This window comes from Rhizobium sp. L9 (genome assembly GCF_002531885.1).
Classification (GTDB): domain Bacteria; phylum Pseudomonadota; class Alphaproteobacteria; order Rhizobiales; family Rhizobiaceae; genus Rhizobium.
The window spans coordinates 33,385-47,115 of sequence record NZ_NWSZ01000006.1 but is presented as its reverse complement, the minus strand read 5'-3'; the positions used below and the strand labels follow the sequence as shown (position 1 = coordinate 47,115).

The following is a 13,731-nucleotide window of genomic DNA, read 5'->3' as shown; positions in this document are numbered from 1 at the left end:
AGGGGGGCGCAATGGCTTACTTCTTTCTGAGACTGCTGCCGCCGCGCCCCACTTTTCCGCACGACGGGACGGGGGAGGAAATGGCGGCGATGAAACGCCACGTCGAATATTGGCATCGGCAGGCCCTTGCGGGATCGGCAATTGTCGTCGGTCCCGTGTTCGAGGGTCAAGGCGCCTTCGGCATGGCAGTCGTCGAAGTCGAGGATCAGGCGGCGGCACAAGCGCTTGCCGACGGCGATCCCATCATCGCTTCCGGTCTCGGTTTCCGTTTCGATATCCTGCCGATGCCCTCGATCATTTTGCGGCCGCCCGCCGTCTGAAACGCATAAACGAAAACACACGAAATCAGGATTTGAACAATGGCCACAGAAATCCGCGTTCCAACTCTCGGTGAATCCGTCAGCGAGGCAACCGTCGGCACCTGGTTCAAGAAGGTCGGCGACGCCATCAAGGCTGACGAGCCGATTCTGGAGCTTGAAACCGACAAGGTGACCATCGAAGTTCCCGCGCCCGTCTCCGGCACGCTTTCGGAAATCGTCGCTGCCGCCGGCGAGACCGTCGGCCTCGGTGCGTTGCTCGGCCAGATCTCCGCAGGTGCCGGCGCCGCCGCCGCGCCGGCTGCTGCCGCACCGGCCGCCGCTCCCGCCCAGCCAGCCCCGGCTGCCGCGGCCCAGCCAGCTGCTGCTGCCGCTGCATCGTCGTCGAGTGCTTCCGTCTCCACCATGCCGCCGGCACCGGCGGCTGCGAAGATGCTGGCTGAAAGCAATCTTTCCGCCGATCAGGTCGACGGCAGTGGCAAACGTGGCCAGGTGCTGAAGGGCGATGTCATCGCCGCCGTCGCCAAGGGCATTTCCGCTCCGGCGGCCGTACCGGCAGCGGCGCCGGTTGCAGCGCGTGGCCCGTCGACGGTCGAGGATGCCTCACGCGAAGAGCGCGTGAAGATGACGCGCCTGCGCCAGACGATCGCCAAGCGCCTCAAGGACGCGCAGAACACCGCCGCCATGCTGACCACCTATAACGAGGTGGACATGAAGGCAGTCATGGACCTGCGCAACAAGTACAAGGACATTTTCGAGAAGAAGCACGGCGTCAAGCTCGGCTTCATGGGCTTCTTCACCAAGGCGGTGACGCATGCCCTGAAGGAACTGCCGGCAGTCAATGCCGAGATCGACGGCACCGACATCATCTACAAGAACTACTGCCATGTCGGCATGGCCGTCGGCACCGACAAGGGCCTCGTCGTTCCTGTTATCCGCGACGCCGACCAGATGTCGATCGCCGAAATCGAGAAGGAACTCGGCCGCCTTGCCAAGGCGGCCCGTGACGGCTCGCTTGCTATGGCCGACATGCAGGGCGGCACCTTCACCATCACCAATGGCGGCGTCTACGGTTCTCTGATGTCTTCGCCGATCCTCAATGCGCCGCAGTCCGGCATTCTCGGCATGCACAAGATCCAGGAGCGGCCGGTTGCGATCGGCGGCCAGGTGGTCATCCGTCCGATGATGTATCTGGCGCTGTCCTACGATCACCGTATCGTCGACGGCAAGGAAGCGGTCACCTTCCTCGTGCGTGTCAAGGAGAGCCTCGAAGATCCGGAACGTCTGGTTCTCGATCTCTAAGGAGCATTTCGATGCGGAACCGGGTCATGCGAGCGGCGCGCCTTCTTCTTTGCGCTGCCGCCGCGCATGCGCCGGTCTCCGCATCGGCTGCCGGCTGGGATGTCGGCAAGGCCAGCAGCAATTTCGAGTTGGTGGCGTTTGATGATGCCGAACTCTCCAGCCGGTCGATCGACGTGGTCCATATGGGCGATGTCGAGCTGACGTCGGGGCGCATTGTCGCTGCCGATCCGCTTGCTCAGCCGGATCGTCCGGCGCTGGCAAGAACGGTTGCGCCGGGTGACTATCCGGTGACGCTCTACCGGGCCTTCGGTCGCATCGCGGCGGCCAGCATGCGGTTTGCCGAGGGCAAGCCCGATCATTGGGAGCTAGCTGTCCTTCCCGGGCAGGACCCGGCGATGCTGAAGGATGACGAGATCTTCGGCTATCCCGTCGATGCCGGCATCGGCTGCTACATGGATGCCGATACGCTGGCGCTGATCGATGAGCGTGAAGCGCAGGTCCAGGCGCAGAAGCCGGGCGTCGACATCAACTATTATGATGACGTGCTGGCTTCGGACCTCGATGCCAACAAGAACCACTATGCGCTGCACCGGCCGATTGCCGGCAAGAAGGGCAACGTCGCTGTGTTCTGGAGCGGCTGGGGCGACGGTGTCTATCCTGTCTTCTGGGGCCTCGACAAGGACGGTCGTCCATTGGTGCTGTTGACGGATTTTGGTGTTATCGAGAATGCCGATGGACGGCGAGAGGCGAAGGTGCAATGAGCGGGGCGATCGGGATCATGGCAGGGCGGAAAGGCGTGGCTGCAATTGCAGCTGCCGCGGTTTTCACCACTCCGGTTGCCGCGTTCGCCGCCGACTGCAAACAGGAGCACGCCGTTTACGTCGACCGTGACGGCGCCTACGAACTGCGTTTTACACCGCTGAATTCTCCCTCGGCTGCCGCCAGCAACCAGTTCAAGGTCAATGCGCTCGAGGCATCCGTCGTCATGGAAGGCTACGTGATGCCATCGGAAGATCCGGTGCGGGCGATCGGCATCCTGATGTTCAACTGCCCGGAGGGAGACGCGACGGGCGCCGACCTCGATGCATGCACCGTCTGGCAGGGCGCCGTCTACGGTATGAATGCCCAGGGCGAGATGGACAATCTGCAGCCGGAGGGCGCGGCGGCGGCCGAAAAGCTCGTGCTTCCCGGCCTTGGTCCCGCCATTCGTGAATCGAGCGCCTGGGGCGAGGGCAAGGCTTCGGTGGCGCCCTGGGATGTGCTGACTTTCAAGGAGTGTGCGACATGAGTGATGCACCGGTTGTTCTCGTGACCGGCGGCAGCCGGGGCATTGGCGCCGCGGTCTGCCGGCTCGCCGCGCGCCAGGGCTGGCGCGTCGCGGTGAATTACGCCTCCAGCCGTCAGGCGGCGGAGGCTGTCGTTGCGGCGGTTGCCGCTGACGGCAGCGAGGCCGTGGCCATCCAGGGCGATGTCGGCAAGGCTGCCGATATCGCCGCGATGTTTGCGGCGGTCGATCGCCATTTCGGCCGGCTCGACGGGCTGGTCAACAATGCCGGCATTGTCGATTATCCGCAGCGGGTCGATGAGATGTCGATGGAGCGGGTCGAAAGGATGCTGCGCGTCAATGTGACCGGCTCCATCCTGTGCGCGGGAGAGGCCGTTCGCCGGATGTCGAGCCGTCACGGCGGGCAGGGCGGCGCGATCGTCAACATCTCGTCGATGGCCGCGATCCTCGGCTCGGCGGCGCAGTATGTCGATTATGCCGCCTCGAAGGCCGCTATCGACACGTTTACGGTGGGGCTCGCGCGCGAGGTCGCAGCCGAGGGCATTCGTGTGAATGCCGTCAGGCCCGGTATCATCGAAACCGATCTGCATGCTTCGGGCGGACTGCCGGACCGGGCACGCGAAATGGCGCCCTCGGTCCCGATGCAGCGTCCGGGCACTGCCGAGGAGGTGGCGGACGCCGTCCTCTACCTTCTTTCTCCATCCGCCTCCTATGTCACGGGCTCGATCCTCAACGTGAGCGGCGGCCGCTAGAAAGACGGGTAAAAAACAGCATGCAGTATACGCTCGTGCATCACGATACGCCTGTCCTTATCCAGTTTTTCCTACGGCATCGGCATGGCGACGGCGCTGGTCGCCTTGTTTGCCGGCGTCTTCTATTTCTTCACGGTCAGGCGATCCGTGACCGCTTCATCGCCAGCGGCAAATGGTTCAACCGCATCACCGGAGCGGCACTCGTCGCCTTCGGCTTCCGCCTGGCGCTGTCGCGCGCAGTCGACTAAACGATAAATTCAAAGGGAAAAGCAATGTCTTATGATGTGATCATTATCGGAACCGGCCCGGGCGGCTATGTCTGCGCCGTCAAGGCAGCCCAGCTCGGCCTCAAGGTCGCCGTCGTCGAAAAGCGCGCGACTTATGGCGGCACCTGCCTGAACGTCGGCTGCATTCCGTCGAAGGCGCTGCTACATGCTTCCGAAATGTTCCATCAGGCCGGCCACGGATTAAGCGCGCTTGGCATCGACGTGCCGGCGCCGACGCTCAACCTCGGCAACATGATGGCGCACAAGGATGCGACGGTGAAGTCGAATGTCGACGGCGTCGCCTTCCTCTTCAAAAAGAACAAGATCGACGCTTTCCAGGGTACCGGCAAGATCGTTTCGGCCGGCAAGGTTTCCGTCACCGCCGAGGATGGAACGGCGCAGGAGATCGAGGGCAAGAACATCGTCATCGCCACCGGCTCCGACGTCGCCGGAATTCCCGGCGTGCAGGTCGAGATCGATGAAAAGACCATCATTTCCTCCACCGGCGGCATCGCACTGGAAAAGGTGCCGGAAACGTTGATCGTCGTCGGCGGCGGCGTCATCGGCCTCGAACTCGGCTCGGTCTGGTCGCGTCTCGGCGCCAAGGTCACCGTCGTCGAATATCTCGACACCATCCTCGGCGGCATGGACGGCGAAGTCTCCAAGCAGTTCCAGCGCATGCTTGCCAAGCAGGGCATCGATTTCAACCTCAGTGCCAAGGTCACCGGCGTCGAGAAGGGCGGCAAGGGCGCCAAGGTCACATTCGAGCCGGTCAAGGGCGGTGACGCGGTGACGCTCGACGCCGAAGTCGTGCTGATCGCCACCGGCCGTAAGCCCTATACCGCAGGCCTCGGCCTGGAAGAGGCAGGTGTCGTGCTCGATAATCGCGGCCGCGTCGAGATCGACGGTCACTTCAAGACCAATGTCGCCGGCATCTATGCGATCGGCGACGTGGTGAAGGGTCCGATGCTGGCGCACAAGGCGGAAGACGAGGGTGTGGCGCTCGCCGAAATCCTCGCCGGTCAGCATGGCCACGTCAATTATGAGGTCATTCCGAGCGTCGTCTACACCCAGCCGGAAATCGCTTCGGTCGGGAAGACCGAGGAAGAGCTGAAGGCGGCGGGCATTGCCTACAAGGTCGGCAAGTTCCCGTTCACCGCAAACGGTCGCGCCCGCGCGATGCTGGCGACTGACGGCTTCGTCAAGATCCTCGCGGACAAGGAGACCGATCGCGTGCTCGGCGGCCATATCGTCGGCTTCGGCGCCGGCGAGATGATCCACGAGATCGCCGTGCTAATGGAATTCGGCGGCTCGTCGGAAGATCTCGGTCGGACCTGCCACGCACATCCGACGATGTCCGAAGCGGTCAAGGAGGCTGCACTCGCGACCTTCTTCAAGCCGATCCATATGTAATCTTACATCTTCGTAATGAAGCGCGCAGCCGCTTGCCGAGAGGCAAGCGGCTGTTTTAGTTGTCTCATATCGCAAAGTTCGAGCATCGGGGGAGATCAGGAATGCAGCAGCCGTCCATCCTGAGTTATAGTCTCAGCCAACGTTTCCTCCACTGGGCCGTGGCGCTGCTGATCTTCTTCAATCTGCTGTTTCCCGACGGGATGAATATGTGGAACCGGCTCGTTCGCAGGGGCGAGGTTCCGACGCCCGAGCAGATTGCCTCGGCGAATATTCACGCCTACGTCGGCATCGCCATTCTGCTGCTTGCCGTCCTCAGGCTCTGTCTGCGTTTTATGCAGGGTGTGCCGCCTGAGGTTTCGCAGGAGCCGGCGATCTTTCGTCTAGGGGCAAAACTCGTCCATGCGGGGCTTTATATCCTGCTCTTCGCGCTGCCGCTTTCCGGCATCGCCGCTTACTATTTCGGCATCAATCCCGCCGGCTTCGTGCACGCGGATGTCTTGAAGGTCATTCTTTGGGGGCTGATCGCCGCCCACGTCGCCGGCGCGCTCGTCCATCAGTTCTATTGGAAGAGCAATGTGCTGCGCCGCATGACGCTCGGCTGACCGAAAACGAGTTCAGTTCACGGCGGTAACGGTGAAGCCCTGCTTGCGCAGCAATTCGATGACGCCGCCCTCGCCGGGCAGATGCAGGGCGCCGACGGCCATGAAGACGTTGCCACCGTCGAGAATGGGTGCGGCGCGCTCTGCCATGACCTTGTTTCGATCGAGGATGACCCGCTGTTCGAAGGCAGCATAGTCGCTGCTATCTCCTTCGTTCTCCGGCGTCACTGTCTTCAGGATCGGCATGGTCATGCCGATATCGCCGGAGAGGTAGAGATCGGTCATCGTTTCGACGACATCATTCATTTTGGCTCCGAGTTCCAGCGTCTCGATCAGCGACTTCATATGGAATTCGACCGGCAGATCGGCCATAGCCTGGATCTGCTCGGCAAGGGTTTCCAGCCCCTTGACCTGCTTGCCTTCAGCAACGGCGTCGCTGGCAATTTTCTGGTCGAGAAACTGCACGCCTCTGGCCTTGCGTGCGAGTTCGCAGGCCGGAAGGGCGACGGCGCTGGCGATCATCCATGGCCGCATGCGGGAGACGGCGGTGAGGGGGATGCCGCGCTGCTTGAGGCCGGCTTCCAGGCGCTTGTAATCCTCGGCAGAGAGCAGCTTGTCGATCGTCGTGCCGTCGGTGAACATCGTCAGTTCCGGCCGCGCGAGCAGGGCGGCGGTTGCCTTGCGTTCATCGAGGATCTCGTCGGATTCGATGATGATCGTATTGGCTGCGTCGTGGGCGGCCTGGGCGCGCGGTGGCAGAGCAAGCACACGGGGATCGGTCACATGCATGCTGCCGAGCAGCCATGAGGGGGCAAGTCCAGGCTTTTCGATCTTCCAGAAGATGCCCTTGCCGTTCGGCGTTGCCTCGGCTTCCTTGACTGCCTCGGCATATCGGGCGGGGTCGCTCTGCTGCAAGTCGACCATCAGATTGCGGCCGGTGCAGGCAGCGTCTTCGGCCGCCGCCGGCCTTGCGGCCAGGAGGGCGACAAACAGGGCTGCTACAAGCAGCATGTGGAAGGCCGCAATCAGCCAGAGCAGCAGATTGCCGGGTGCTGCGAGGAAAAAAGCCCGGCGGCTGATCGAAGTCGTCATCATGGTATTCCCCACATGCCCAATCGCTTCTGCTCTACGCTCGGCTTACGCATAATCCTTTAAGAGAATGCGTTAACGAAAACTTAGCGCAGGCATCGAGCCGAATTCATGGGCGCTGAGCGTGTCGAATGTGGGGTGCCGTCGTCACAAGCGCTACGCATTTTGGACGACATCCATCAAGCGCGCGGATGCGCTCGATCATACGCCTCAAGCAGCCGCGATGCATCGACGCCGGTATAGACCTGTGTTGTCGAAAGGCTGGCATGGCCGAGCAGTTCCTGGATGGTGCGCAGATCGCCGCCGCCGGCAAGCAGATGGGTGGCGAAGGAGTGGCGGAGCGCATGCGGCGTCGCCGTCTCCGGCAGGCCGAAGGCGCCCCGTAGCTTCTGCATGGCCCGCTGGATGATCGCCGCCTGCAGCTTGCCGCCGCGGGCGCCGCGAAACAGCGGCCCACCGCTGTCGAGATCATATGGGCAGAGTGCGCGATATTTTTCGACCGCGTCGAAAACCACGGGCAGAAGCGGCACCAGCCGTGTCTTGTTGCCTTTGCCGGTGATGCGCAGCGTCGTCGCGCCCTTTTGCAGGTCGGCGGGAACGAGATTCAGTGCCTCGGAGATGCGTAGGCCGCAGCCGTAGAGCAGCGTCATGACAGCCGCATCGCGCGCGGCAATCCAGGGTTCGTCATGCAATTGGGCTTCATCGCTGACGATGGTGATCGCCTGCGTGTCCGACAGCGGTTTGGGCAGCGACTTCGGCTGCTTCGGCGAACGGATCGCGCCGGCGCCGGCGGCATTGACCAGGCCCTTCTTTTCGAGGTGACGCAACAGCGAGCGAAGGCCGGCGAGATTGCGGCCGAGCGAACGGGCGCCGGAGCCTTGCCTGCGCCGAGCGGCAAGGAAGGCGCGGAAATCGGCGGGGCGCAATTCCCTGATATCCGCGAGGGTCGCCGGGCCGGCGAGATGGCCGGTCAGGAAGGTCAGAAACTGGCGGGTGTCGCGCTCATAGGCATCGAGCGTATGCTCGGAAAGACGGCGTTCACGAGCGAGGTTTTCGAGCCACGCAGCGCGTTCCGCCATCAGGCGCGGGTCGGCGATTACAAGCAGTTCATTCACGTTGCTGGCCTTGAATTTGCCTTCAAGTCCGCCAATTTGAAGCAGGAACGGTTATCGAATTGCTAATGCCGGCCAAGCCATTGTCATCCTTCGATCATATTGTACTGCGATAGCTTACAGCCCATAGACAGGATCTTTCATGGCACGGCGCGATTCCATGACGGCTTTCGGACAACTCGCGGAAGCGATCGCTCTCGTTTCACAGGGAAAGCCCGGTCACATCGTCGATACGCTGATTGCCGAACGCGGCCAGAGGATCGTGAAACATCCGCTCTGGCCGGTCATGCGACCGTTCCTCTACACGCTTCTGCGCTATAACAAGGCGATCGAATTCGCCAATGCGGTTGCCAAGATGCCGGGGTTCCAGTCGTTCGAATATTTGAGCGACGTGCTGAAGCTCGACATCGGCGTCGCCAACGGCGAACGCATTCCCGACAGCGGCGGCTTCATCCTCGTCAGCAATCACCCCACCGGCATTGCCGACGGGGTCGCCGTATTCGATCTGCTGAAAACGCGCCGGCCCGATATGATGTTCTTTGCCAATCGCGACGCCATCCGCGTCAACCCGCGTTTTGCCGAGATGGTCATCCCCGTCGAATGGCGAGAGGAGCACAAGAGCAAGCTTAAGGCGCGCGAGACGCTACAATTGACGAACCACGCTGTGCGGGAAGGCAAGGCCACCGTGCTCTTTCCGTCCGGCCGCATTGCCTATTGGGCGAACGGCCAGCTCAACGAGCGCCCATGGAAAACGTCGGCCGTCGGGCTGGCGCGCAAATACAATCTGCCGATCCTTCCCGTCCACATGACGGCGCGCAATTCCGGCCTGTTCTACTGGCTGGCGAAGTGGTCGACGGAGCTTCGCGACATGACGGTTTTCCACGAACTCTTGAACAAGCGCGGCGACCGTTTCGATTTCGTGATCGGCAATCTCATTCCCGCCGAACATCTCGATGGCGATGTCAACGAGGTGACGAAGGCGCTGGAGAAACATACTGTCCACGACATGGCCCGCGATGGGGACGCGACCTTCGTGCCGGTCGCCGGGCCGGCTGCGGCGATGCCGCGCGAGATGTCGGTTCTGGCCGTCTAGAACCGTGACGATCGATATTCGCATCTTCCGTGATCGTTTGCCGGAGGCGATGGCGGGACTTGCGCACGACGCCCGGCAGGAAGGCCATCTCCATATCGGCCGGCTTATCGATGAGTGGGCAGTTGGCGACATCCGCTTGGTGGGTGACGGCGAAAGGCTGCTCGGCGCCTTTGCCGGCGAAACACTCGTTGGCGTTGGTGGCATGACCATCGAACCCGCCATGCCGGAAGCGTTGCGGATGCGGCGTTTCTACGTCCGCCCCGCGATGCGCGGTCGCGGCGTCGGGCGGATGCTTGCGCTCGCCCTTCTGGATCACGCGCGGCGCTTCTGCCGTTGTGTCACCGTGCATGCGGGAAACGACGGTGCGGCGAAATTTTGGGAGTCGCTTGAGTTTCGTCCCAGCGAGCAGGATGGCTACACCCATGTTCTCGACCTGCGCGGTTGAGGCGAGACCGCACACCATCATGCGCCGATCTCCTTGAGGCGGACCTCCTGGCGGGCCAAAAGCCGCTCGACATCGGCAATGTCGAGCGCTGAAAGTCTAGGCCCCGGCTCGCGCACAGTGGCGGACTTGATGACGCCGCGCTTGGCAAGCACGTATTTGCGGCAGGCAAGACCGATGCCCTGCTGCTGTTCATAGCGGGCGAGCGGCAGGTAGGCATCGAAGATTTCGTAGGCGCGATCAGCATTGCCGGCGCTATAGGCTTCGACGACACCGACCATCATTTCGGGATAGCAGAAGCCGGTCATGGCGCCGTCGGCGCCCCGGCCCATTTCTTCGGGCAGGAAAAGTCCTCCATTGCCGCAGAGAATGGAGATGCGCCGCATGCCGCGCGTGTCGCTGGCTGCGCGGAGTGCGGTGATTTTCGACAGGCCAGGCCAATCCTCGTGTTTGAGCATGACGCAATTCGGCACCTCCCTGACGATGCGCTCGATGACCGCGGATGCGATCGTCACATTGGTCGTGAGCGGATAGTCCTGCAGCACGAAAGGCGTATCGCCCAGGGTTTCACCAACCGACTGGTAGAAGGCGAAGGCCTGATCGTCGGTCCTGATGGTCCACGGCGGCGCAACCATGACGCCGGCGGCACCTTCGCCCATCACGGCCTTGGCGAGTTCCCTCATCGGGGCAAGTCCGGGCGCCGACACGCCGACGACCACCGGCAGGCGCCCGTCGAGGCGCTTCAGTACACGCTCGACCACGATCCGCGATTCGTCCGCAGTCAGCTTCGGGGCCTCGCCGAGCTGGCCGAGCACTGTCAGGCCGGTGACGCCGGCGCTTCGTAGAAATCGACCATGCAGTCGACGCTTTCGAGATCGAGCGCGCCGTCGTCGGCAAAGGGAGTTACGGCGATAACGTAGACGCCTTTGGCATTCTCGGTCAGTCTGGCCATTCATGCTCTCCGATTCAGCTGTCGAACAAATCTACCGGAAATCTAGGCGGCCGATTGCTTGCCCCGCAACCTTTTCGTCAAGACGCGGTCCGTCTTGGCGCGTCTTCGTTATCCACATTCTCCCCCGACGAGCCATCGCGTCTTTGCGGTTCCAATTCCAGCGATTTGCGGGCATGGTCTCGCGCGATGAGCATAGATTCGTCCGATCTCTTTGGCGCGCTTTTCGAAGCACCGCCCGCGAACCGAACGGTTCCGGTGCTGGTGCCGATGCCGGCGCCGAAACCCTATTCCTACTCGGTGCCTGAGGGCATGGCGGTCGAGCCCGGCTCGGTCGTGCAGGTGCCGCTCGGGCCGCGGCAGGTGATCGGTGTCGTCTGGGACGGCGGCGAAGATGGCGTCGATCCGAAGAAGCTTCGGCCGATCAGCCATGTCTTCGATTGCCCGCCGCTTTCCAAGGAAATGCGGGATTTCATCGATTGGGTGGCGAGCTATACGCTCTCCCCGCCCGGTCTCGTCGCGCGCATGGCGCTCAGGGCGCCGAACGCCTTCGAGCCGGAGCCTATGGTGGAGGGGCTGAAATTCGTCGGCGGCGAACCTGAGCGGATGACACCGGCGCGTGCGCGCGTGCTCGCGGCCGCCTCCGACGGTCTCTCCTGGACGCGCAGCGGTCTGGCGCATGCGGCCGGTGTTTCGACGAGCGTGGTCGATGGACTGGTCACGCTCGGCATTTTCGAAACGGTGTTCCTGCCGCCGCCGCCCGTCGTGGCGATGCCGGATCCCGACTTTGCCGCCGCGCGCCTCGAAGGGCCGCAGAAAGAGGCGGCGGCGGAAATCGTTTCCGACGTCCGCAGGGGCGAATTTTCGGTGTCGCTGATCGATGGCGTCACGGGTTCCGGCAAGACGGAAGTCTATTTCGAGGCGATCGCCGAGACCCTGAAACGTGGCAAGCAGGTGCTGATCCTGCTGCCGGAGATCGCGCTGACGGCCAGTTTCCTCGAGCGTTTTCAGGATCGCTTCGGAGCAAAGCCGGCCGAATGGCATTCCGATCTCGCCCCGCGCATGCGCGAAAAAGTCTGGCGCCAGGCGGTGACCGGCGAAGTGCGCGTCGTGGCCGGCGCCCGCTCGGCGCTCTTCCTGCCTTTCGAGAATCTCGGCCTCATCATCGTCGACGAGGAGCATGATCCCGCTTACAAGCAGGAAGATCGGGTCTTCTACAATGCCCGTGACATGGCCGTCGTGCGCGGCCGCATCGGCGATTTTCCCGTCATCCTGGTCTCTGCGACACCATCGGTCGAAAGCCAGGTCAATGGGCAGAACGGCCGCTACAGCACTGTCCACCTGCCCACGCGTTTCGGCGACGCGGCGCTGCCGGACCTGCATCTCATCGATATGCGCAGACACGCGCCGGAGCGGGGTGGCTTCCTGTCGCCGGTGCTGATCCGGGCGATCGGCAAGACGGTGGAGAGGCGGGAGCAGGCGCTGCTTTTTCTCAATCGGCGCGGCTATGCGCCGCTGACGCTCTGCCGGGTCTGCGGTCACCGCTTCCAATGCCCGCAATGTTCGAGCTGGCTAGTCGAGCATCGCTTCCGCAAGCAGTTGCAGTGCCATCAATGTGGTCATGCCGAGCGCACGCCCGAGGCATGCCCGGAATGCGGGACGCTCGACCATCTGGTCGCCTGCGGGCCAGGCGTCGAGCGCATCGCCGAAGAGGTGGAACGACATTTCCCTGAGGCGCGGACGATCGTCCTCTCCTCGGACATGATGGGCGGCGTGAAGCGGCTGCGGCTGGAGCTGGATGCGATCGCGAAGGGTGAGGCCGATATCGTCATCGGCACCCAGCTCGTCGCCAAGGGGCATAATTTTCCGCTGATGACGCTGGTCGGCATCGTCGATGCCGACCTCGGTCTTGCCAATGGCGATCCGCGCGCGGCCGAACGCACTTTCCAGCTTCTGTCGCAGGTGACGGGCCGCGCCGGGCGGACAGGCCTGAAGAGCCATGGGCTGCTGCAAACCTACCAGCCGCAGCACCCGGTCATGCAGGCAATCGTTTCCGGCGACTCCGATGCCTTTTACGAGCGCGAAATCACCGAGCGCGAACGTGCAGCATTGCCGCCGTTCGGCCGGCTCGCCTCGATCATCGTTTCGGCCGAAATGCGCCAAGACGCGGAAAATCATGCGCGCGGCATGCGCAACGCAGCACCCCAGGTCTCCGGCATCTCAGTGCTCGGCCCGGCGGAAGCGCCGCTTGCCCTGGTGCGCGGCCGCCACCGCTTCCGCCTTTTGGTCCACGGACGGCGCAACTCCGACATGCAGGGATTTCTGCGGGCGATGCTGTCGCAATCTCCGAAGGAGCGCGGGTCGGTGCAGGTGCAGCTCGACATTGATCCCCAGAGCTTTCTTTAAAATAGTACGCCGCCATTTCCTCCTTTTCGAGCGCATGCCATAAAACAGCGAATCATCCGGGCGATTAGGGGCCGATGCATGGAATTCTATTTTCCGACCGAACTCGGCGAGCAACTCGCCTTCTGCTCTGCCGCTTTCACGGCGCTGGCCGGTTTCATCATGATGTTTGCGCCGGGCCATGCTTTCCGTCTTCTCGGCTTGCAGGTGCAGGAGGGGCGGTCGGAAGGATATGGCGAGGGACGCTCGATGGGCGGCTTCTATCTCGGCTTCGGGCTCTCAGCGATCCTGCTTGCGCAGGATTGGATCTACATGGCGCTCGGCGCCTCCTTCAGCATGGCTGCCTTTGCGCGGATCATATCGATCCTGTCCGATAAGGGGAGCAATCTGGTCAACTATTTACTTCTGGTTGTGCAAGTCGTGCTTGCTGCGTTACCGCTGCTTTATGTTTTCGGCTTCATTCAAACGTGAATTTCACCGCTGGCGGGCCGCCTTCGCGGCCTGTCCGGAAGCCTTTGCGCAATTTTGCGAACAGAAATTCATGCGAAAGGCGTATTCGGACGTTACGCGTGTTGCGAGTCCGAACATCCTATGTTAGACGGACCCCGAATTTCGGAAGAAGCAAGAGGCTTCTCTTGTGATTTCTGGGGGAAATCAAAACGAATTCAAGATCATAGGTTCGGCGCCCGCCGAGAGCCGGATTTTGGAT

General features: G+C 62.5%; 13 protein-coding genes and 2 pseudogenes. 12 read left to right on the top strand and 3 right to left on the bottom strand.

The features are described from left to right. The first annotated feature begins 11 nt into the window (after nucleotides 1-11). The 8 genes and pseudogenes from CO660_RS07160 to CO660_RS07125 all read left to right on the top strand — a co-directional run bounded on the left by CO660_RS07160 (nucleotide 12) and on the right by CO660_RS07125 (nucleotide 5,937). Nucleotides 12-320 carry a YciI family protein gene (locus CO660_RS07160; protein WP_085779703.1) on the top strand — a complete coding sequence of 103 codons (309 nt, stop codon included), beginning with the start codon at nucleotides 12-14 and terminating at the stop codon, nucleotides 318-320. A 39-nt stretch (nucleotides 321-359) separates the two neighbouring features. Then, nucleotides 360-1,619 carry a 2-oxoglutarate dehydrogenase complex dihydrolipoyllysine-residue succinyltransferase gene (gene odhB / locus CO660_RS07155; RefSeq protein ID WP_097598163.1) on the top strand — a complete coding sequence of 420 codons (1,260 nt, stop codon included), beginning with the start codon at nucleotides 360-362 and terminating at the stop codon, nucleotides 1,617-1,619. An 11-nt stretch (nucleotides 1,620-1,630) separates the two neighbouring features. Continuing rightward, nucleotides 1,631-2,380 (top strand): DUF4241 domain-containing protein, encoded by a 750-nt coding sequence (locus CO660_RS07150; protein WP_097598162.1) that lies wholly within the window; start codon nucleotides 1,631-1,633, stop codon nucleotides 2,378-2,380. Next, the gene (locus tag CO660_RS07145) at nucleotides 2,377-2,907 is read left to right on the top strand and encodes a hypothetical protein (RefSeq protein ID WP_097598161.1); all 531 of its coding nucleotides are present in this window, start codon (nucleotides 2,377-2,379) and stop codon (nucleotides 2,905-2,907) included. The genes CO660_RS07150 and CO660_RS07145 overlap by 4 nt, the downstream gene beginning before the upstream one ends. Continuing rightward, entirely contained in the window at nucleotides 2,904-3,656 is a 753-nt protein-coding gene (locus CO660_RS07140; protein WP_097598160.1) for an SDR family oxidoreductase, read from the top strand. The genes CO660_RS07145 and CO660_RS07140 overlap by 4 nt, the downstream gene beginning before the upstream one ends. 17 nt (nucleotides 3,657-3,673) lie before the next feature. Beyond that, nucleotides 3,674-3,904: pseudogene (locus CO660_RS07135) on the top strand (LysE family translocator); the annotation flags it as partial. 24 nt (nucleotides 3,905-3,928) lie between these two features. Next, a complete protein-coding gene (gene lpdA / locus CO660_RS07130) occupies nucleotides 3,929-5,335 on the top strand; it encodes a dihydrolipoyl dehydrogenase (RefSeq protein WP_097598159.1) in 1,407 nt (468 codons plus the stop codon). A 101-nt stretch (nucleotides 5,336-5,436) separates the two neighbouring features. Next, nucleotides 5,437-5,937 carry a cytochrome b/b6 domain-containing protein gene (locus tag CO660_RS07125; protein WP_097598158.1) on the top strand — a complete coding sequence of 167 codons (501 nt, stop codon included), beginning with the start codon at nucleotides 5,437-5,439 and terminating at the stop codon, nucleotides 5,935-5,937. Nucleotides 5,938-5,949: 12 nt separating this feature from the next. Here the strand turns inward: CO660_RS07125 and CO660_RS07120 are convergent, their stop codons facing one another. Next, nucleotides 5,950-7,026 carry a TraB/GumN family protein gene (locus CO660_RS07120; protein ID WP_097598321.1) on the bottom strand — a complete coding sequence of 359 codons (1,077 nt, stop codon included), beginning with the start codon at nucleotides 7,024-7,026 and terminating at the stop codon, nucleotides 5,950-5,952. A 176-nt stretch (nucleotides 7,027-7,202) separates the two neighbouring features. Continuing rightward, complete coding sequence (locus tag CO660_RS07115; RefSeq protein WP_097598157.1) at nucleotides 7,203-8,138, bottom strand: tyrosine recombinase XerC; 936 nt, start codon at nucleotides 8,136-8,138, stop codon at nucleotides 7,203-7,205. Nucleotides 8,139-8,277: 139 nt separating this feature from the next. Between CO660_RS07115 and CO660_RS07110 the strand changes: the two genes are divergently transcribed. After that, complete coding sequence (locus CO660_RS07110) at nucleotides 8,278-9,228, top strand: GNAT family N-acetyltransferase (RefSeq protein WP_097598156.1); 951 nt, start codon at nucleotides 8,278-8,280, stop codon at nucleotides 9,226-9,228. 4 nt (nucleotides 9,229-9,232) lie between these two features. Continuing rightward, a complete protein-coding gene (locus tag CO660_RS07105) occupies nucleotides 9,233-9,673 on the top strand; it encodes a GNAT family N-acetyltransferase (RefSeq protein WP_097598155.1) in 441 nt (146 codons plus the stop codon). 17 nt (nucleotides 9,674-9,690) lie between these two features. Here CO660_RS07105 and CO660_RS07100 read toward each other — a convergent pair. Further along, nucleotides 9,691-10,622 (bottom strand): annotated as a pseudogene (locus CO660_RS07100) (dihydrodipicolinate synthase family protein). Between the two features lie 186 nt (nucleotides 10,623-10,808). On the opposite strand from CO660_RS07100, the gene CO660_RS07095 reads away from it, so the two are divergent. Next, nucleotides 10,809-13,025 carry a primosomal protein N' gene (locus tag CO660_RS07095; protein ID WP_097598154.1) on the top strand — a complete coding sequence of 739 codons (2,217 nt, stop codon included), beginning with the start codon at nucleotides 10,809-10,811 and terminating at the stop codon, nucleotides 13,023-13,025. 78 nt (nucleotides 13,026-13,103) lie between these two features. Continuing rightward, complete coding sequence (locus tag CO660_RS07090) at nucleotides 13,104-13,493, top strand: DUF4345 domain-containing protein (RefSeq protein WP_097598153.1); 390 nt, start codon at nucleotides 13,104-13,106, stop codon at nucleotides 13,491-13,493. Nucleotides 13,494-13,731: the final 238 nt, after the last annotated feature.

What these genes read in the sequence shown, in the direction of transcription:
- CO660_RS07125 (WP_097598158.1), top strand. Translation starts at nt 5,437, where the DNA reads ATGCAGCAGCCGTCCATCCTGAGTTATAGTCTCAGCCAACGTTTCCTC.
- CO660_RS07090 (WP_097598153.1), top strand. Translation starts at nt 13,104, where the DNA reads ATGGAATTCTATTTTCCGACCGAACTCGGCGAGCAACTCGCCTTCTGC.
- odhB (WP_097598163.1), top strand. Translation starts at nt 360, where the DNA reads ATGGCCACAGAAATCCGCGTTCCAACTCTCGGTGAATCCGTCAGCGAG.
- CO660_RS07120 (WP_097598321.1), bottom strand. Translation starts at nt 7,026, where the DNA reads ATGACGACTTCGATCAGCCGCCGGGCTTTTTTCCTCGCAGCACCCGGC.
- CO660_RS07095 (WP_097598154.1), top strand. Translation starts at nt 10,809, where the DNA reads ATGAGCATAGATTCGTCCGATCTCTTTGGCGCGCTTTTCGAAGCACCG.
- CO660_RS07145 (WP_097598161.1), top strand. Translation starts at nt 2,377, where the DNA reads ATGAGCGGGGCGATCGGGATCATGGCAGGGCGGAAAGGCGTGGCTGCA.
- CO660_RS07160 (WP_085779703.1), top strand. Translation starts at nt 12, where the DNA reads ATGGCTTACTTCTTTCTGAGACTGCTGCCGCCGCGCCCCACTTTTCCG.
- CO660_RS07150 (WP_097598162.1), top strand. Translation starts at nt 1,631, where the DNA reads ATGCGGAACCGGGTCATGCGAGCGGCGCGCCTTCTTCTTTGCGCTGCC.
- CO660_RS07110 (WP_097598156.1), top strand. Translation starts at nt 8,278, where the DNA reads ATGGCACGGCGCGATTCCATGACGGCTTTCGGACAACTCGCGGAAGCG.
- CO660_RS07140 (WP_097598160.1), top strand. Translation starts at nt 2,904, where the DNA reads ATGAGTGATGCACCGGTTGTTCTCGTGACCGGCGGCAGCCGGGGCATT.
- lpdA (WP_097598159.1), top strand. Translation starts at nt 3,929, where the DNA reads ATGTCTTATGATGTGATCATTATCGGAACCGGCCCGGGCGGCTATGTC.